This window comes from Buchananella hordeovulneris (genome assembly GCF_001907235.1).
Classification (GTDB): Bacteria; Actinomycetota; Actinomycetes; order Actinomycetales; family Actinomycetaceae; genus Buchananella; species Buchananella hordeovulneris.
In genome coordinates this window covers 167,420-186,635 of sequence record NZ_MQVS01000003.1, presented here as the reverse complement: position 1 = coordinate 186,635, position 19,216 = coordinate 167,420, and the positions used below count along the sequence as shown (strand labels likewise).

The window sequence follows — 19,216 nt, the reverse complement described above, 5'->3', positions numbered from 1 at the left end:
GTTGGGGGGGTCCGGGTGCGGGAGGTGGCGGCCCAGATCGGGCCTTTGGCGGGGGTTATTGATTCGGTGGCGGCGGCTTATGAGCAGGCGGTTGACACCGATATTCCGGACTTGTGGGAAGAGTATCGGGAGGTGGTCACGCATTACGCGGGCTTGATTGACCAGGTGCACACCGAGGTGGCCCAGCGGGTAGTGCTGAGCGCTAATCCCACGCAGGCCGTGATGGAGGCCGCGGTAGAGGCCGGGCGGCTAGAGGAGCAGCGTGATGGGCAGTTGCAGGCCATTGTTGGGCGGTATGAGCGGCTGCTTGAGGGCCTGGATGAGGCTATCGGTCAGGCCGCGGGGCAGATAGGCGGGGCGTGTGAGGCCATTGCCCCGGCCAGTGTGACCGGGCGGGGGCGAGCGGCCCTGGCCCAGCACTTGTTCCCGGCCACTGATTTTCCCCTGGTGGCGGCCCAGGCCCGTTGGGAGCAGGCCGACGCGCAGGCCCCGCTGATTGCTGACTTCCTGCGTAGTCGCCACCACAGCAACACGGATTTGAATGAGTTTTTTGATACCTATGGGGCGAGTTTGCGTGACCCGTTTGTGGTGACCGCCCTGACCCGGTATATCACGCCCCAGCAGTTAGCTGGCTTCGCGTTGGACCTGGCCGAAGAAGACCTCACCGTGGAGGGCCACACCGGCGGCTGGGGCCGCAGCAAAGAAGAAATGCTGGACTTGTTGGGCACCACCTTCGTGCTGGCCACCGGCGGGCAAAACCTCACCGATGCCCAAACCCAGTCCCTCTTCGACCTGGCCTCCAGTGCTTTACATGACCGAGACGGCAACACCCCCGCCCAACTCACCGACCACTTCCTAGACCGACTACGCGATACCGGGGCGCAGACCCACACCAGCCCTGTCCCTGCTTTTACGGGCATAACTAACTTCCAGATCTTTACCCAACTAGTCGGCCACGCGGCAACCAACAATCCCGAACTGGCCCTCGGACCAGAGTTCTACAGCCCGAGCGACGGACAACAATCCACCGCCAGTGCCCTCATTGAGTGGGAACACCGGGAGCGAAATAACATTCAGCACGAAATTGGGCTCTCCAACACGCTAGTTCCACTAATTTCGTCTGCCGATCCTCGACTGCATGACCCGCTGCATGCCCTTTTCCTGGCCTCCGACGGGCCGCACAGCACGCTACAGGCCGTCATCGACCAGGACGCCGATGCCGCCCTGGGCCAGGCCGACCCCAGCGTGCAGCACGAATACCACCGCCGCGCGGCCCTGCGCGACTTCCTCCTGTCCGACTCACCCCTGACCGACCCCAAAACCGGCCACGACATCAGCACCACCCGCTACCTGACCGGCCACCGCGTCGAACAACTCAACAGTGGTCTGACCATGGGTTTTCGCGATGGCGGCGACGCTTTTGGTCGCCTGCTGGCCCAAGCCACCGCACCCCTGCCCCCACCCGAGGGCATGAACCCTGCCCAGGCCGCCGCCTGGGAAGAAGTAGACAAAACCCGCGCCCAAGTCGCCGGGGAATTCCTCGTCGGCTACATGGACGGCATGGACAACTCCACCGGCCTGAGCGAACACAACGCAACCGCCTACCTCACCAAACACAACTTCGGCGACCAAAACCAAGCCCTCCGCCACTGGGCCGCCCACATCACCGCCCCGCAGGTGGAAGGCTTGGCGTACTCGTTGATGTCCGATCACTATCCTGAAGAGGGCCAGTATGTACTGCCCACCAGGATGCAGGAGGGACAGCATTCCCTCCCGCTGCTCCATCCCAATCAGGCTGCACGCCTGGTAGTGCACGGCGGTTTCCTCAGTGATCTGGCGCGGGTACCGGTGACTGCCGACCCCACCGATCCGCCCGCTCCACTAGAGGTGCTACAAAACGCCACCATCACCGGTTTTCGCCGGGATATGGAAGCGGCTTTCGATCTGCCCACTGACCAGCAACAACCGACCAACCTGCAAACCGCCATTAGCAAGTGGCAGCGCCTACACGAAACCATCTACCGCGCCCCGGCAACCAATGTCTATAACGATGCGGTTGAAGACTTCGGCCAGGATTTAAAAATCCGCAAGTTACACGGCAAGATCGCCAGCCTCACTCCACTAACCTCGGGAAACCCGCTCGCTTCTGCCGCCATCCCTTTTCTCAAACAGTTCACCTCCAGCTACCTGGCCGCCCCACCCAGCACCGACGCCATGACCGAGGCCTCCAAGTTACTACCAGTGGCCGGCAAAGACAGCCTGCAAGACCTCACCCTAGCCTTCCTAAGCCGGGCAGCCGAAGAAGAGGTATTCATCAACAATAACGGCGATGTCGTCACCCCCGAAGATACATTGATAGACCCTGCTACCGGCAAACTAATACCTTTTATTCAGCAAACCGCTGAACAAAAGGCAGTATTCCAGAAATTCCTTCTCGAAAACACCACTCTCAGCCCCGCATTAGTTGAGCTTTTCGACGGTCACCTACTAAATCAGGTCGCCTCCACCGAAGCGAACGAGCAGGTAAACGGGAAAACCCATGGCCAATAACAAAACTCTACTCTCCTTTACCTTCGCCACTTGCCTGGTTGCCACGGCCTGTGCCGCGGAGCCGTTGAATATAGCGCCCAGCCCCGTCCCCACCCGCTTCCTCGCACGCGACGGCATGGTCATCCGCGACGAGCTACATCTTAACTTTCCACCCGGCTGGGAAATTGAATACGTCAACAATCCCGATAACAGAAGAGTCGCTAAGGCACACAGGAGAGGAAAAAACAACTTTGGCGACGGTTTTCTAACAGTTGACTTTCTCAGCCAACTCCCAAAGTATAGGCAGCAAGCAGTCGTCCCACCATCGGAACTGTTAGAAATGGCCCTTAAAGCAGCCGGTCCACCGCCAGGGATACCCGTCAAAAGACTGGACATTACTGAAATAAACGGCGATCCCGCAATCGGACACCACTACACGCTATCGGGAAACGATTTGACCCACACCCTTGAGAATTACTGCATATACCGAAGTGACGGAATTTGGCTATTCTCCCTATACTCGCCTATCGATGAACCTATCGCCCCAGAAATCCATGAGGCCGTGTTCAATTCCACGTGGGCCGAGGTGACCGAACCCAATGTATCATACTTTGGCCCCAAAGAAGAACTCGTACTATAAATACGAAAACAAACCTTGTCCTACCAGCTACAGACTGCCACCCTTAGACCATCCATAACAAAAGCCAGCATGAAGCGCAAATTCCTCACCATCACCCTGATCGCCACTTGCCTGGTTACCACGGCATGCACCGCAGAGCCGTTGAACATAGTGCCCGGCACCTCCCCCACCCCCGGCGCGGCCGACCTCCGCGTCACGGAGGCCGCGGGCCTGATAGTACGCGACGATATAAACATCGCCATTCCACCAGGCTGGGAAAAAAAGAAAACCACTCTCTTCGACCCTCAAGAAACAGTAAGGATAACCAGAAAAGACGACCCCCAGCTGAAGAAAGGCTGGCTGGATGTAACCTTCTTGAGCCAGAAGGAAATCTATCGCTCGCCACTGACTCACGACCTGACGAAAACTCTTGATTTCGCGGTCAGAATCGAAAACGCAGAGGATAATATCAGGCTTAACGAAAACACTGCAGATGGAAACCCATTACGAATCGACAACAACCCGACACGCGCATACTCGTCAACCTCAACTTACTTCACAAGCGAACGTTATTTTATTCTGCGCTCCGATGGGGTGTGGGAGCTATCGATATATGCCCCTGAGGGTGAGGCTATACCGCCCGAGCTGCGCCAGGCGGTGCTTAGTGCCACATGGAACGAGGCCCCGGAACCAAACATCCCCATTCCGTACCGCGTCTCCGACTAGCAACTGACAACTCGCACATCCGCAGCGCCCTAGGAGCAATTCCATGAAACTAAAGCGCCGCCTGGCCATCCTCGCACTAACCGCGCTCCTCGGGGCATCTGGCTGCACCGGCGACGGCCCCACCAAGACCCAGGCTCCTGCGGTCTCAGCCTCCCCCGCGTGCTCACGGACGGCAAGATGGTCGTCCGCGACAAACTTGAGCTGACACCACCCGCTGGATGGCACATTGAATGGGACGAAGACGACTCAAACTGGCACGTAGCCACCGTACGAAAAACCGACGCCAGCCCACGCGACAGCGCCACCCTCTACATCGGCTTTCCCAGCCAGACCAGATTCTTCTTTAACCTACAGGACCTAACGTCGGAACAGGCCTTAAAATTCGTAGAGGATTACTACAGAAAACGAGACGAAAAAGGCGGACGGGTAACACTAACCGACCTGCAGACCATAAGCATCGACAATGCTGACACCCGCGCTTACTACTTCGAAGTGGGCGACCAAACCACGGGCCAACGATGCGAACGCTACCTTGTCCTGCGCTCTGACGGCCTATGAGAGTTCTCCATCATTTCTCCCCGCTCCACCCCCATCCCCCCCACAGCTACGCGCCGCCATCCTCGCCGCCAAGTGGACACAATCCCCCTCTCCCAACGTCCCCGTCCTCTCCTGACCAGCTACGCCCACACCTGCCCCGTCGCAGAGCGGCGACGGGGCCGCAGCCGCGCTACGGAATGCAAGGAGGCGGGGCCGGGGAACAATCCCCCGGCCCCGCCCACACCTCCGCACCTACAGCTTCGCGACCTTGACTTCCAGGTCCTCGCCCTCGGTGATCTCCACTTCGGTGGCCAGGCACTCGCTGGCGAGCATGTCCTGGTGGCGCTGCGCCGCCGCGTAGACGTCGGCGGGTACCGTCAGCTCAAGCCGAATGCGGTCGGCCACGTGCAGGTCGGCGGCCTTGCGTGCGTCCTGGATGGCCCGCACGAGGTCCCGGGCGGCGCCTTCGGCGCGCAGGTCGTCGTCCAGGGAGGTGTCCAACAGCACGAACGCCCCGGAGCCGAGCGCCGTGGCGGCCTGCCCCTCGGGGGCATCGATCGCGGTGGTGAGCGTGTACTCACCGGGCGCCAGAGTGATGGCGGCCCCACCGTCGTGCACGCCTCCGAAACGCACCAGTGGCCCGCTTTCGCTCTCCACCAGCTCCCACTCCCCCGCGCGCACGGCGGCGAACAGCTGCGAGGTGAGCTTCCGCTTGGCAGGATCGAGCTCCCGCGGATTGACCGTTAGGTTCTGTACCACGGCCATGCCGGAGCCTTCCACGTCCCGCACCCGCACCTGGCGGACGTTAACCTCGCTGGCGATCAGCTCGGTGAACGGGGCCAGCCGCTCCGGGTGCGGGCTGATAACGTCCAGCAGCCGCAGCGGCTGGCGCACCCGCACCTGCTCGGCCTTCCGCAACGCCAGGGCCGCCGAGACAACATCTCGCACCTCATCCATTGCCACCACGAGGGCGTCGTCGGCATAGGCGGAAGACAGCACCGGCCAGTCCGTCAGGTGCACCGACCGCTCCCCGGTCAGGCCTCGGTAGATCTCCTCGCTGACCAGCGGCGCCAGGCTCGCCATGACCTTCACCAGCACCTCTAGGCAGGTACGCAGCGTGTCGAACGCCGCCAGGTCCTCGTCCCAGAAGCGTTGCCGGGAGGTGCGCACGTACCAGTTCGTCAGCACGTCCAGGTAGGCCTCGACAGTCTGGGTGGCGCCCATGATGTCGTAGGCCTCCAGCTGGGCCCCCACCGTGTCCGCCAGGTCCCGGGTGCGGGCCAGCACGTACCGGTCGGCGCGCGGCAGGGCGCTACCGTCGGCGGCCACCAGGTGTCCCTCGACCTCCTGCACGCCCGGCGAGACGTAGCCCGCCCCGCCATTGACGGTTCCGGCGTACAGCGAGTAGAAGTACCAGGTGTTCCACAGCGGCAACAGCACCCGCCGCACCGCGTCGCGGATCGCGTCGGCCGTCACCACCAGGTTGCCGCCCCGCAGAATGTTGGACGACATCAGGAACCAGCGCATCGCGTCAGCCCCGTCGCGGTCGAAAACCTCGTTCACGTCCGGGTAGTTACGCAGCGACTTACTCATCTTGCGGCCGTCGTCGCCCAGCACGATGCCGTGCGAGACGGAGGTGCAAAACGCGGGCCGGTCAAACAGGGCGGTGGCCAGCACGTGCAGCGTGTAGAACCAGCCGCGGGTCTGCCCGATGTACTCCGTGATGAAGTCGCCCGGGTAGTGGTCCTCGAACCAGTCGCGGTTCTCGAACGGGTAGTGCACTTGCGCGAACGGCATGGAGCCCGACTCGAACCAGCAGTCCAACACGTCCGGGATGCGGCGCATCGTAGACTGGCCGGTCGGGTCGTCCGGGTTGGGCCGCGTCAAGGTGTCGATGAACGGCCGGTGCAGGTCATGCACCTCCACTCCGAAGTCCGCCTCCAGCTCGGCGAGCGAACCGTAGACATCGACCCGGGGATAGTCCGGGTTATCGCTCACCCACACGGGGATGGGCGCCCCCCAGAATCGGTTGCGGGAGATCGACCAGTCGCGGGCGTTTTCCAGCCATTTGCCGAACTGCCCGTCGCGCAGGTGGCTCGGCACCCAACTGATCTCCTGGTTCAGCTCCACCATGCGGTCGCGGATCTTGGTCACGGCCACGAACCACGAGCCGACCGCCCGGTAGATCAGTGGCTGGCGGCAGCGCCAGCAGTGCGGGTAGGCGTGGACGTACGACGCCTGCCGCACCAGCACCGCCCGCTCGCCTGCCGCGCGCCGCGCCAACGGCCCGGTGCCGTCGCGCAGGTCGCGGATGATGTGCTTGTTGGCGGCGAAGATGTGCTGCCCGGCGTAATCGCTCACCTCGGTGGTGAACTTCCCGGCATCGTCCACCGGGATGACGGTGCCGATGTCGGCCCCGAAACAGGCCTGCATGTCGTCTTCCCCGAAGGCGGGGGCCAGGTGCACCAGACCGGTCCCATCCTCGGTGGTGACGAAGTCGGCGGTGATGATCTGGAAGGCCTCCGGCCCGGGGGCGGCGCCCGCCGCCCGCGCCTGCGGCGTGTCGAAGTAGTCGAAGATCGGGGCGTAGCGCCGCCCGGCCAGCTGCGCCCCGGTCAACCGCTTGACCACCTCAGGGTCCTCGCCCAGCTCCCGCTGGTAGGCGCCCACGAGGGCCTCGGCGAGCAGCACCCGCTCGCCCGCGAGCGCCCCGGCGCGCGGTACCACCACGACGTAGTCGATCTCCGGCCCCACTGCGATCGCCGAGTTGGAGGGCAAGGTCCACGGCGTGGTGGTCCAGATGAGCGCCAGTTCGCCGCTCTCCAGGCGCAAGCCCACGGTGACGGTGTTGTCTTGCCGGTCCTGGTAGACGTCGTCGTCCATCTTCAGTTCGTGATTGGACAGCGGCGTCTGGTCGTTCCAGCAGTAGGGCAGCACCCGGTGGCCTTCGTAAGCCAGGCCCTTGTCGTAGAGCTGTTTAAAGGCCCAGATGACCGATTCCATGTAGGGCAGGTCCAGGGTGCGGTAGCCGCCCGGGAAGTCGACCCACCGGGCCTGTCGGGTGACGTACCGTTCCCACTCGTCGGTGTACCGCAGCACGGAGGAGCGGCAGGCGTCGTTGAAGGCGGCGATGCCGATGCCGCCCTCGCCGTCGATCTGGGACTTGTCTTCGATGCCGAGGATTCGCTCGGCTTCCAGTTCTGCGGGCAGGCCGTGGGTGTCCCACCCGAAGCGCCGCTCTACCCGCTGGCCGCGTTGGGTGCGGAACCGGGCGACGAGGTCTTTGGCGTAGCCGGTCAGCAGGTGCCCGTAGTGGGGTAGGCCGTTGGCGAAGGGCGGGCCGTCGTAGAAGACGAACTCGTTGCTGCCGTCCGGCCCGGCGGGCCGCTGCTCGACCGAGGCCTCGAAGGTCTTGTCTTTTTCCCAGTACGCCAGCACTTCCTTCTCCAGGGCGGGGAAGGACGGCGAGCTGACGACGGGCTCGGCGCGGTGGAGGGGATAGTGACCTTGGGTCATTGCTGCTCCTCGATGCTGCTTGGTTCGGCTGCGAGGACGACTGTTGCCAGCCGCGGTACCACCTCGCTTGCCCCGGAGGGCCGCTTCATCGAGGGCGATTACGGGCCCACCCGTCCGGTTCTACTGGGGCCGCGGGCCTGTTCTTCCGGAAGCTCCCCGGTGATGGCCGGATCAACGCCTGGGCGGAGTATAGCGCCTGCCCCGGCGGGGGCGCTACGGTGAGGGTATGCGGATAGGTTTTGTGGGTACCGGGGTGATGGCGACGGCGATTGTGCGCGGGGCCGTGCAGTCGGGGCGGTACGCGCCGGGCGATATTTTCCTGTTCGACACCGCCCCAGCCAAGACCGCGGGCCTGGCGGCCGCGGTGGGGGCGCAGGCGCTGGCCAGCGCGGCCGCGGTGGCGCGGGCCTGTGACCTGCTGGTGTTGGCGGTCAAACCGCACGTGATTTTGCCGGTGCTCTCTTCCTTGGCGGCGCAGTGGGCAGAGCGTCCTCCGGTGGTGGTCTCTATTGCGGCGGGTACGCCGCTGGCGCAGTTGGAGGAGGCAGCGGGGCCGGGTGTGGCGGTGGTGCGGGTGATGCCGAACCTGGCGGCCACGCTTGGCGAGGCCATGACGGCGGTGGCCGGGGGGCAGCATGCGAGCGCCGCGCAGGTGGCGGCCGCGGAGGACTTGTTCGCGGCTGTTGGCCGCACCGCCCAGGTCCCGGAGGCCCACTTCGCGGCCTTCACTGCGTTGGCGGGGTCTTCCCCGGCGTTCGCCTTCGAGTTCGTGGATGCCCTGGCCCGGGCGGGAGTGATTGCCGGAATACCCAAGGACCAGGCCGTGGTCTTTGCCGCGCAGGCCCTGGCGGGGGCGGCGCAGCTGGTGTTGGCCGAGGCCGACGCCGCGGGCCGCTCCCCGGCCACCCTGGTGGACCAGGTGTGCTCACCGGGCGGGACGACCGTGGCCGGCATGGCCGCCCTGGACGCGCACGGTTTCCGGGCGGCAATTCTGGCCGCCGCCCGCGCGGTCATGACCCGAGATGCCGAGCTAAATGCCAAATAGCACATAGGGTTTTCTTGGCCAATTAATAGGTTGCTTAGCCGCCAGCGAAACCGTGACTTTGGGCCTCACTCCGGCGCACTGACACGTTTTAGCGTCTGCGGCCATGAAGCGTTTGTCTCTCTGCCTTGCCGCCCTGTCCACTGCCGTACTGCTGGCAGCCTGCAGTAGTGCGGCGCCGTCGGCGAGCTTGGCTCTGTCTGGCGAGACTGGGGGTGGCCCGGGCGTCTCGGCCGCTCCTTCCGCCTCCCCCACCCCGGGCCCCACCAGCGAGGCGTTGGTGGTGCTGGAGCGGGTGCTGGCTGCCAACGGCGGGTCGATCGCGTTGGCGCTGGAGCACACCACGGCCTTCTGGCGGGTGGAGTTGCTCGACGCTGACGGCGCGGCCCGCGAGTACCGCACGGACGCGGCCGGGCAGATTATCGCCTCCGAGTTGCTGCCGCCACCCCCGCACGCGGCCGCCACCTTCGCCGATACCCCCATCTCGTTGGCCGACGCTTTGCGCACGGCGGGGGGCGAGAGCCTGGTGGAGGCCTCCTTGACGGTGTATCGCAACCAGCAGGTGTGGCGCATCGCGGCGGACGAGGCGACCGCGGTGCACGTGGACGCCAAGAGCGGGCAGCTCGTCGAGTAATCGCTAAGACCTTTTTAATGCTCTTCAAATGTAGGCCTGCCAGGGTGGGGGCATGAAGAAGACTGTCAAACTGCTGGCCATGGCCGCTGCTCTGCCCCTGTTGTTTGCTGCCTGCAGCCAGCAGGCAGACGGTGGTGCCCCCACGGCACTAGAGACCCCGTTGGACAACGCTCCGGCCTCACAGGCGGCCACCGCCCCCGCCCCGCAGTCCTCTGCCCCGGCGGAGCAAAGCGCGGCCCCCAGCCAGGCCCCTGCCCCGGCGGCCACGTCGGCCGCCCCGCAGTCCGCCGCACCGAGCGGTAACTCCGGCCCGCTGGATAGCGCACTGGCTGCCTTGACGGCAGCGGAGACGGCGCACGGTGGCTTCCAAGCCTACGAGCTGGATTACGACGACGGCCGCTGGGAGGTCTCACTCGTCAACCAGGACAAGGCCACCAAGGACGTGCACGTCGACCTGAACGGCACCGTGGCCCACACGGAGGATGACAGCGAGCTGCTCGACCAGCACGAGGACGGTCAATTCCGGGCCGCCGCCGTCACGCTGGCCGATGCGCTGCGTGCCTCCGGTGTCAGCCAGGTTGACGACGTCGATCTGGCGATGGTCAACGGCACCCTGGTGTGGAAGATCGACGTCATCGACGATGCCGAGGTGTACTACGTCGACGCTAAGACCGGCCAACTGACCAAGTAGCTGGTGGCACGCAACGTGGGGGTGGCGCCGGGTGCCGCCCCACGTTGCGTTTGTCACGCCGCCCTCGCCCGGCAGGCGGACAGGGCAGGGCCCGGGTTTCGTGGGACAATCGCTGCCATGACTAACCCTGAGACCTCTTTGCCCGCTCCGTCGGCGCCCGCCAAGGTGAGCACCGACGGGTTGGAAGCCCGCTGGATGGAACGGTGGGAAACGGACCGTGTCTACGCCTTCGACCGGACGGCGGAGCGCGCGGACGTGTTTTCCATTGACACTCCCCCGCCGACGGTCTCAGGCTCGCTGCACGTGGGTCACGTGTTCTCCTACACCCACACGGACGTGCTGGCTCGTTTCCAGCGCATGCAGGGCAAGTCCGTGTTTTACCCGATGGGTTGGGACGACAACGGTCTGCCCACCGAGCGCCGGGTGCAAAACTACTTCGGGGTCCGGTGCGATCCTTCCCTGCCGTATGTGGAGGGCTTCGTGCCTCCGCACGAAGGTGGTGACGGCAAGTCGATCAAGGCGGCGGACCAGCAGCCGATCTCGCGCCGTAACTTCATTGAGCTGTGCGAACGCCTGACGGAGGAGGACGAGAAACAGTTCGAGGCGCTGTGGCGGTTCTTGGGCCTGTCGGTGGACTGGGAGCAGCACTACCAGACGATCGGCCCGAAGGCGCAGCGGGTGGCCCAGGCGGCATTCTTGGCGAACCTGGCGCGCGGCGAGGCCTACCAGGCTCAGGCCCCGGGCCTGTGGGATGTCACCTTCCGCACGGCCGTGGCGCAGGCCGAGTTGGAGGCCCGGGAGTACCCGGGGCACTACCACAAGCTGACCTTCCACCGGACGGGGATGGCACCGGGGGCCGCCGAACGCGATGTCGTCATCGAGACGACCCGCCCGGAGCTACTGGGGGCCTGCGTCGCCCTCATCGCGCACCCGGACGACGAGCGCTACCAGCACCTGTTCGGCACCACGGTCACCTCACCCTTGTTCGACGTCGAGGTGCCGGTGCTCGCCCACCCGGCCGCCGAGCAGGACAAGGGGGCCGGTATTGCCATGTGCTGCACGTTCGGGGACCTCACCGACGTGCAGTGGTGGCGCGAGTTGGACCTGCCCATCCGTTCCATCATCGGGCACGACGGCCGCATCACTGGTGAGCAGGAGTGGGTCACCTCCGAGCGGGGCCGCCAGCTGGTGGCGGACATCACCGGCGCCACCACCTTTACGGCCCGCAAGAAGGTGGTCGAGGCCGCGCGGGCCAGTGGTGAGATGCTGGGCGAGCCGGTGGCGACCGTGCGGAATACTAACTTCTTCGAAAAGGGTGACAAGCCACTGGAGATCGTCACCTCCCGCCAGTGGTACATCCGCAACGGAGGGCGCGAATTCACCCGCCAGGCGGGCGGACCGCAGCTGCGCCAGGAGCTGCTGGCGCGGGCCCACGAGCTGGCTTTCCACCCGGACTTCATGCGGGTGCGTTACGAAAACTGGGTGGGCGGCTTGAACTCCGACTGGCTGATTTCCCGCCAGCGGTTCTTCGGGGTGCCGATCCCGGTGTGGTACCAGGTCGGGCCGGACGGCGAGGTCAACTACGAGCAGGTGCTGACCCCGCTTCCCGACGCGCTGCCGGTCGATCCGTCGCTTGATGTGCCGCCCGGCTACCGCGCGGACCAGCGCGGGGAGCCCGGAGGCTTCGTGGGCGAGGTCGACATCATGGACACGTGGGCGACGTCGTCCCTCACCCCGCAGATTGCCTGCGGCTGGCTCACGGACCCGGACCTGTTCGCCCGCACCTTCCCGATGGACGTGCGGCCGCAGGGCCAAGACATCATCCGCACCTGGCTGTTTTCCACCATGGTGCGCTCCCACCTGGAGTTCGACTGCTCGCCGTGGCGCAACGCCGCCATCTCGGGCTGGATCCTGGACCCGGACCGCAAGAAGATGAGCAAGTCCAAGGGCAACGTCGTCACCCCGATGGCGTTGCTGGAGCAGTATGGCTCCGACGCGGTGCGCTACTGGGCAGCCTCGGCACGCTTGGGCACCGACGCCGCGTTCGACGAAGGGCAGATGAAGATCGGGCGCCGCCTGGCCATCAAGTTGCTCAACGCTTCCAAGTTCGCGCTCACGATGGGCGGGGAGGCGGGCCTGGATCTGGACCCCCGGCACGTGTCCGAACCGCTGGATCGGGCGGTGTTGGCGGGCCTGGCCCGGGTGGTGGAGCAGGCCACGGCGGCGTTTACCACCTACGACCACACGCGCGCCCTGGAGGTCACCGAGACGTTCTTCTGGACGTTCTGCGACGACTACGTGGAACTGGTCAAGGAGCGGGCCTACAACAAGGACGGGGACTACTCCCCGGCCCTGGCCCAGTCGGCGCGCACGACGCTGGCGCTGACGGTGGACACGATCCTGCGCCTGCTGGCACCGTTCCTGCCCTACGCCACGGAGGAAGTGTGGTCCTGGTACCGCACCGGTTCGGTGCACCGGGCCGCCTGGCCGCAGGCCGAAGGACTGGACCTGGCGGGCGACCCGGAACTGTTGACGGTGGCGGGCGCGGCCCTGGCCGCGCTGCGCAAAGTCAAGTCGGAGGCGAAGGTCTCGCAACGCACGTCCTTCGCGCACGTGACGCTGGCCGTGCCGACGGGGAGCGCCGCCGTGTTGCAGGCGGCACTGCCGGACGTGCGGGACGCCGGGAAGGTGCGCGGGGAGCTGACTGTCGTCGAGCAGGCGGAACTGGAGCGGGCCGCGGTCACCGACAGCGAGCTGGACGAGCCACCGGCCAAAGGCTAGTTGGCTAACGACGGCGGGGGCGGGGCAGCGCGGCTGACTCGCCCCCGCGCCTTTGTATCGACCCTCCAAACGCTGCCGGTTGGGGTCGTGGCTGGCCCGGAGGCCACACGTCCGCAGGGCCTGCCACAATTGCCCCATGACTACCCTGCAGGAACACTCCTCCCCCGCCCTCGTTGAGGTCAGTGCCGACCAGACACTGCCGCACCTGCTCGACGCGCGCGTCGCCCGCGACCCGCATGGGGTAATCGTGGAACGCAAAACCACGGTGGGAGGCTGGCAGAAAGTGCGCGCCTCGGAATACCAGCGGCAGGCCCGTGCGCTAGCCAAGGGCCTGCTGGCCGCCGGGGCAGGTCCCGGCGAGCGGGTGGCGATCATGGCGCACACCTCTTACGACTGGACCCTCATCGATGTGGCCTGCTGGTATGCGGGCCTGGTGGTGGTGCCGATCTACGAGACGTCCTCCGCAGAACAGGTCGAGTGGATCTTGTCCAACGCCCAGGTCCGGTTGGTGTTTGTCGAGGACGCCAATACGGCAGCGGTGGTGGAACTCGCGCGGGCCAACAACCCGCAGGTCAGGGAGGTCTTCGAGCTACAGCAGGGCGCCATTGAGGCGGTAACCAAGCGCGGGCAGGCCGTCACGGACGAGGACTTGGCGGCGCGCACCGCCGCCCTGACCACCGACAGCCTGATGACTATCATCCACACCTCGGGCACCACGGGGCGCCCCAAGGGCGTGGAGTTGACGCACGGAAACTTTGCCTGGCTGTGCCTAAACGGGTTGCCGTGGCTGGCGGACGTCATCAACCACCGCGATTCGCGTCTGCTGTTGTTCCTGCCGCTCGCCCACGTCTACGCCCGGCTCTTGGAGGTGCTGGCGTTGCTGGGGCCGGGTGTGTTGGGGCACACTCCCGGCCCGGCCACCCTGCTGGACGACCTCGCGGGCTTCGGCCCGTCCTATGTGCTGGCCGTGCCCCGCGTCTTTGAGAAGATCTACAACTCCGCCGACGCCAAGGCTGGCTCGGGGGTGAAGCTGAAGCTGTTCCGGTGGGCGGCCAAGACCGCCATCGCCTATTCGCGGGCGCTGGACAAGCCGAGTGGGCCGAGCGCGGCCCTGCGGGCGCAATACAAGCTGGCCACCGTCTTGGTGTTGAAGAAGATCACCCGGCTGCTGGGCCCGCGCGCCAAGTACGCAATCTCGGGCGGCGGCCCGCTCGGGGAGCGTTTGGGCCACTTTTATCGCGGCATGGGCTTGCAGATCCTGGAGGGCTACGGTCTAACCGAGACGACGGCCCCCATCTCGGTCAACACGCCAACGCTCAACAAGGTTGGCACGGTTGGCCCGGTGATTCCCTCGGCGGCGGTGCGCATCTCCCCCGAGGGGGAAATCCAGTTGAAGGGCCCCACCGTTTTTGCGCGCTATCACAATGACCCGGAGGCCACCGCCGCCGCGTTCGACGACGGCTGGTTCCGCACCGGCGACATCGGCACGCTGGACGCCGACGGTTACATCCGGATCACGGGCCGCGCCAAGGAACTGATCGTCACCGCTGGCGGGAAGAATGTGGCCCCCACGGTGCTGGAGGACCGCCTGCGGGGGCACCCGCTGGTCTCGCAAGTCGTGGTGGTGGGCGACAATCGCCCGTTCGTCGCGGCACTGGTGACCCTGGACCGGGAGATGCTGCCCGGCTGGTTGAAGAACCACGGCCTGCCCGAGATGGGGGTGGCGGCGGCCGCCAACCATCCGCAGGTGTTGGCCGCCCTTGAGCGGGCGGTGGAGCGCACCAACCAAGCGGTCTCGCGGGCCGAATCGATCCGCAAGATCCAAGTGCTGGACACGGACTTCACTGAGGCCAACGGCCTGCTGACGCCGTCGATGAAGGTCCGCCGCCACCTGGTGCACCAGCAGTTCGCCAGCGAGATCGAGCAGCTGTACGCCGGTGTCACCACCGGCCCGGCGGAGGGCTGAGGCCGAGCGGGGTGCGTTGCTGCTTTGGCAAGGCGCGCCCCACTAGCGCTCCATTTTTCTCGCCGCGCGGGTTAAGGTGACTGAGTTGGATTTTGCTTCCTTTGAAAGGCTCACCTGTGTGTCCTTCTCCTGAAAGTGTCGACCTGCTCAAGTGCTCTTTTTGTTCCAAGAGCCAGAAGCAGGTCATCAAGCTGATCGCGGGGCCGAGCGTATACATCTGTGACGAGTGCATCGAACTGTGCAACGAGATCATGGAGGAGGAACTCTCGGCCAAGGCGCAAAAGGAGGAGCGGGCGCTGCCGAAGCCGCAGGAGATCTTTGATTTTCTGCAGCAGCACGTCATCGGCCAAGAATCAGCCAAGCGGGCCCTGTCGATCGCGGTCTACAACCACTACAAGCGGGTCAAGGTGAAGGAGGCGCTCGGCAAGGACGCCGAGACCGTCGAGATTGGCAAGTCCAACGTGCTGCTCCTCGGCCCGACCGGCACCGGCAAGACCCACCTGGCGCGGTCGCTGGCGCGCCTGCTGGATGTACCCTTCGTCATCGTCGACGCCACCGCCCTCACGGAGGCTGGGTACGTGGGAGAAGACGTCGAGAACATCCTGCTCAAGCTCATTAACGCCGCCGACGGCGATGTCGCCAAGGCCCAGCGGGGCATCATCTACATCGATGAGATCGACAAGATCTCCCGGAAGTCCGACAACCCCTCCATCACCCGGGACGTCTCGGGTGAGGGGGTGCAGCAGGCACTTTTGAAGATCATCGAGGGGACGGTGGCCTCGGTTCCGCCCACGGCGGGCCGCAAACACCCGCATCAGGAGTTTACGGAGATCGACACCTCCGACATTCTGTTTATTGCGGCGGGGGCTTTCGCGGGCCTAGACGAGATTGTTAAGCATCGCTTGGGTCACCGCTCCACCGGATTTGGTTCGGATTTGAAGAGCAAGAGCGAGATGGGTGACCTCTTTGCGCAGGTCACCACCGAGGATCTCCACAAATTTGGATTGATTCCGGAGTTCATTGGGCGGTTGCCCGTTTTGGCCACCGTCTCGGAACTGGATGTGGCGGCCCTGGTACGGGTGCTGACCGAACCGAAGAACGCCCTCGTCAAGCAGTACCAGTACATGTTCGAAATCGACGGGGTAGATTTGAAGTTCGACCGCGACGCCATCCGGGCGATAGCCGAGCAGGCCGCCGCCCGCGGCACCGGGGCTCGCGGGCTGGCCAGCATAATGGAAAAGGCCCTCGCCCCTGCCATGTTCGATGTGCCAAGCCACACCGACGTCAAGCAGGTGCTGGTCACCCGCGCCGTGGTCGAGCAGGGCGAAGACCCGATCCTGGTGCGGCACGTCAAAAGGGTTAAGAGCGCGTGAGCCTGCCTGACCTGCCCGCCGAGCTGACTGCTGCCCGCGCCACCATCGACAATATAGACGCCGCCCTGGTGCACATTCTCGCTGAGCGTTTCCGCTGCACCCAGCACGTCGGGCACCTAAAGGCCCGCCACGGTCTGCCCCCCTCCGACCCCACGCGGGAGGCCGAACAGGTCACGCGGCTGCGGGCCCTGGCCGAGCAGGCGGGCCTCGACCCCGTCTTTGCCGAGAAGTTCCTGGCGTTCATTGTGGAGGAAGTAATTCGCCACCACGAGCACATTCGCGAGCAGCACGCCAGCCAGGCCCCTGGCTCTCGCCCGGCAGGCAGCTGAGCCGCCCCTCCCGGGGAGCACCTCTTTAGGCGTTCCGTCATCCTTGCCGACACTGCGGAGCCGCCCCTGCCTCGGCGCGGCCCCTTCGCCCCACTCGCCGAGCTTTAGAGACCGAACACAAAGCGCGGGCCCGCCGCGATGTGTGTCTGCCCGAAGCGAGCCCGGCGCAGGAACCCGCCGGGCTGGTAGGGCCGCAGCGCCACTATCCCGTGCACGGTCTCGGCAAAGTCGAAGTGAAACTCCAGGGTGTCGCCCAGTTCCGAGTTCTTCGTGTCGGCCACCAGGCAGACCGCACGCAGCCGCAGTTCGTCCCGGCGGCCCGCCAGCTCCTGCGCTAGCGCCTCCTCGGCCGATTTGTCGTCGGTGACCTGCTCCAGGTCCGCGATGAAGAAATGCCACTGTCCGTCTACGTCGAACCCTGCCGCCACCGGAATCATCGTGCGGCCCCGATCCACCTGCACGGCGGCGTGTTCCCCCAGCGCATCGGCCAGGCGCCGCAAGTCGTCTTGCGCGGCTGCGGGCAGCTGCTGGGTGAGATCGCGCGAAACGTCACCCATGTTTCCACCTACTCCACTTAGTTACAGGGGCGGCAGCAGCCGGGCGGGGCGCAGATGCTTGGACACCCAGCTGCGGCGCGCGCACAGCTGGCGAGCAAACCACCGGCGGGAGGTTTGCGTCGGCGTCGATGAGGTCTGAACCAGCGCGCCGACGTCGTACCCATCCACCTGCCATTGCCCCGTCCGGGCCTCCTCTACCAGGTTCTGGCGCACCAACGGCAGGTAGGCGGGTCCCAGCCACACGAGCCAGGCGGGCCACCGCGGCAGGCCGAGCAGCCCCACCGGGTACAGGCCGATGGGCTGCACGTCAGCCTCCGGGCTGATCTTCACTTGCCCCGCACCGTGGCGATGCCCGGCACGTATTGGCAGGTGGCCAGCACAGGCTGGAGGTGGCGTGCCGTCTGGCCGAAGAGGTCCCGCACCGCGTCGACGTCCACGAACGGCAGGGGCAGTCCCAGGCCGACGTGCCACAGGGGGCGGGCCCCCTCGGCGGTGAGCTGGACCACCTGGGGCTGCGGCCGGTCCGGCAGCTGCGCGTAGCGCGGCTCGGCGAGCAGTCCACGCTCCCAGTCGGAGCGCAGCTCTGGTCGGTCGACGCCCGCGACCAACCAGGTGAGCACCAGGCCCGGCTCGGTGGTCCGGGCCGCCTGAGCCAGCGCCAGGTAGTCCTGCGGCTCGGCGGTTTCGGGCCACTGGAGCACGTTTTCGCCCGCCACGACGCCATCACCCGCCTGCGCCAACTTGACCAGCCCCTGGTGGACGGCGGCGGGAAAGTCCAACGCCTCGGCCGAGAAGTCGTAGCACCAGCCGTACGGCTCCACTCGCTGTTCGGCCGCCAGCAGCTCCCGGGCAACGGTCGCGGGCAGGTCCGCCCGCCGTCGGCAGTCGATCTCGAGGCCATCCACCAGCAACATCAACCCTGCCAGCAGGTCTCCCCTCACCTGGGCGGCCCCGCAGGCCTGGCCGATCTGCGCCTCGGTCAGCTCCCGGCGCGTCCACACTTGGCTAACCAGCAACATCCAGCCCTCCTCTCCGCTCACTGCGGCGGCGCGTCCCGCCGAGGGCCGGTCCCATCCGCCCCGTCACCCGGCATACTCCCCGGCCACCTGCCCGCCCGCCGCCAATCGCGTTGAGCCAGCCGCCAAGGCGCCGCCCCAGCACCTCCTCGAGGCTGTGGAAGACGAAACGGGAGTCCAGGTACATGGGTTTACCGAGCGCGGAGGTGACAGGAAAGTCGATGTTGTACATGTTGGGCCGCCAAATGTGTACCCGCCCGCCGCCCAACAGACCGCGTGAACTGGCGATCTGCGTCAGGTCGGCCAGCTGCTGGGCGCAGGCCTCGCTGTAGGGCAGCGCCGACTTGGCAAACTTGATATCCCCGACGATGCGAAACCGCCCCAGGCCCCAAAAGACGTCCGGCCGCCGAAACTTCCCCAAGCCGCCCACCACCGGCACAGCCTTGTGCAGCGCGTTCGAGGCGATGCCGAGGATCTCCTCCCCTAGGCGCCCGGTCAGGAAGTTAAAACCCTTAACCCGGGTGATGGCTTTCACCGCGCCAGGCCGCAGCAGGGTGTGCATGAATAACCGCCCGATCCCCGACATGCTCGCGTTCCTGGACAGGCGCCCCACCTGGGCGACCATCGAGACCCACTCGGCGATCGTGGTCACCAGGGCCACAACCTTGGAACCCCAGTTCTCCCACCAACCGTGCCGCAGGCCGTCTTCACCGGCCGTCCGGATCTTGTCGATGGCATCCTGCGCCGCCCGATCGCGGCGCGCCCGCGCTTCCTCGACGACAGTTACCTGGGCCGCAACCCGCTCGTTGGCGGCGTTCAGGTCTTCCTCGTAGCCCCTTTGCAGCTTGCCGAGCCGCGTCACCTCGTCCGCTTCGGCGTTCTGCGCGGGCCGCAACCAGG

At 65.8% G+C, this 19,216-nt stretch carries 16 protein-coding genes; 11 read left to right on the top strand and 5 right to left on the bottom strand.

Going from position 1 to position 19,216, the window contains the following annotated elements; all coding sequences use genetic code 11:
* Positions 1-24 precede the first annotated feature (24 nt).
* The 4 genes from BSZ40_RS04185 to BSZ40_RS04175 all read left to right on the top strand — a co-directional run bounded on the left by BSZ40_RS04185 (position 25) and on the right by BSZ40_RS04175 (position 4,432).
* Positions 25-2,550, top strand: a complete 2,526-nt coding sequence (locus BSZ40_RS04185) for a hypothetical protein (RefSeq protein ID WP_073823598.1) — start codon at positions 25-27, stop codon at positions 2,548-2,550.
* Positions 2,540-3,169: a hypothetical protein gene (locus BSZ40_RS11505; RefSeq protein ID WP_143180876.1), complete on the top strand. Its 630-nt coding sequence runs from the start codon at positions 2,540-2,542 to the stop codon at positions 3,167-3,169. The genes BSZ40_RS04185 and BSZ40_RS11505 overlap by 11 nt, the downstream gene beginning before the upstream one ends.
* 69 nt (positions 3,170-3,238) lie before the next feature.
* A complete protein-coding gene (locus BSZ40_RS11500) occupies positions 3,239-3,874 on the top strand; it encodes a hypothetical protein (RefSeq protein ID WP_143180875.1) in 636 nt (211 codons plus the stop codon).
* A 159-nt stretch (positions 3,875-4,033) separates the two neighbouring features.
* A complete protein-coding gene (locus BSZ40_RS04175) occupies positions 4,034-4,432 on the top strand; it encodes a hypothetical protein (RefSeq protein ID WP_073823594.1) in 399 nt (132 codons plus the stop codon).
* Between the two features lie 231 nt (positions 4,433-4,663).
* On the opposite strand, the gene ileS is transcribed toward BSZ40_RS04175, so the two are convergent.
* Positions 4,664-7,927 (bottom strand): isoleucine--tRNA ligase, encoded by a 3,264-nt coding sequence (ileS, locus tag BSZ40_RS04170; protein ID WP_073823592.1) that lies wholly within the window; start codon positions 7,925-7,927, stop codon positions 4,664-4,666.
* Between the two features lie 226 nt (positions 7,928-8,153).
* Here ileS and proC point away from each other — a divergent pair, with 226 nt between their 5' ends.
* From proC to BSZ40_RS04135, 7 genes are all read left to right on the top strand, one after another.
* The gene (gene proC / locus BSZ40_RS04165) at positions 8,154-8,972 is read left to right on the top strand and encodes a pyrroline-5-carboxylate reductase (RefSeq protein WP_073823590.1); all 819 of its coding nucleotides are present in this window, start codon (positions 8,154-8,156) and stop codon (positions 8,970-8,972) included.
* Positions 8,973-9,075: 103 nt separating this feature from the next.
* Positions 9,076-9,603, top strand: coding sequence for a hypothetical protein (locus BSZ40_RS04160; RefSeq protein WP_143180874.1), 528 nt, complete (start codon positions 9,076-9,078; stop codon positions 9,601-9,603).
* Between the two features lie 52 nt (positions 9,604-9,655).
* Positions 9,656-10,294 (top strand): PepSY domain-containing protein, encoded by a 639-nt coding sequence (locus BSZ40_RS04155; protein ID WP_073823586.1) that lies wholly within the window; start codon positions 9,656-9,658, stop codon positions 10,292-10,294.
* Positions 10,295-10,411: 117 nt separating this feature from the next.
* Positions 10,412-13,075, top strand: coding sequence for a valine--tRNA ligase (gene valS, locus BSZ40_RS04150; protein ID WP_073823584.1), 2,664 nt, complete (start codon positions 10,412-10,414; stop codon positions 13,073-13,075).
* Between the two features lie 136 nt (positions 13,076-13,211).
* On the top strand, positions 13,212-15,041 hold the full coding sequence (locus BSZ40_RS04145; protein WP_084542610.1) for an AMP-dependent synthetase/ligase: 1,830 nt from the start codon (positions 13,212-13,214) through the stop codon (positions 15,039-15,041).
* Between the two features lie 116 nt (positions 15,042-15,157).
* Positions 15,158-16,414, top strand: a complete 1,257-nt coding sequence (clpX, locus tag BSZ40_RS04140; protein ID WP_073823582.1) for an ATP-dependent Clp protease ATP-binding subunit ClpX — start codon at positions 15,158-15,160, stop codon at positions 16,412-16,414.
* On the top strand, positions 16,411-16,743 hold the full coding sequence (locus BSZ40_RS04135) for a chorismate mutase (RefSeq protein WP_073823580.1): 333 nt from the start codon (positions 16,411-16,413) through the stop codon (positions 16,741-16,743). Before clpX ends, BSZ40_RS04135 begins: the two co-directional genes overlap by 4 nt.
* A gap of 104 nt (positions 16,744-16,847) precedes the next feature.
* Here the strand turns inward: BSZ40_RS04135 and BSZ40_RS04130 are convergent, their stop codons facing one another.
* From BSZ40_RS04130 to BSZ40_RS04115, 4 genes are read right to left on the bottom strand one after another with little or no spacing between them, the layout of a single operon-like run.
* A complete protein-coding gene (locus BSZ40_RS04130) occupies positions 16,848-17,300 on the bottom strand; it encodes a hypothetical protein (protein WP_073823578.1) in 453 nt (150 codons plus the stop codon).
* A gap of 21 nt (positions 17,301-17,321) precedes the next feature.
* The gene (locus BSZ40_RS04125; protein ID WP_073823576.1) at positions 17,322-17,630 is read right to left on the bottom strand and encodes a hypothetical protein; all 309 of its coding nucleotides are present in this window, start codon (positions 17,628-17,630) and stop codon (positions 17,322-17,324) included.
* Positions 17,627-18,319, bottom strand: coding sequence for a hypothetical protein (locus BSZ40_RS04120; protein WP_073823574.1), 693 nt, complete (start codon positions 18,317-18,319; stop codon positions 17,627-17,629). The genes BSZ40_RS04125 and BSZ40_RS04120 overlap by 4 nt, the downstream gene beginning before the upstream one ends.
* Positions 18,306-19,211, bottom strand: coding sequence for a hypothetical protein (locus BSZ40_RS04115; protein WP_073823572.1), 906 nt, complete (start codon positions 19,209-19,211; stop codon positions 18,306-18,308). The genes BSZ40_RS04120 and BSZ40_RS04115 overlap by 14 nt, the downstream gene beginning before the upstream one ends.
* Positions 19,212-19,216: the final 5 nt, after the last annotated feature.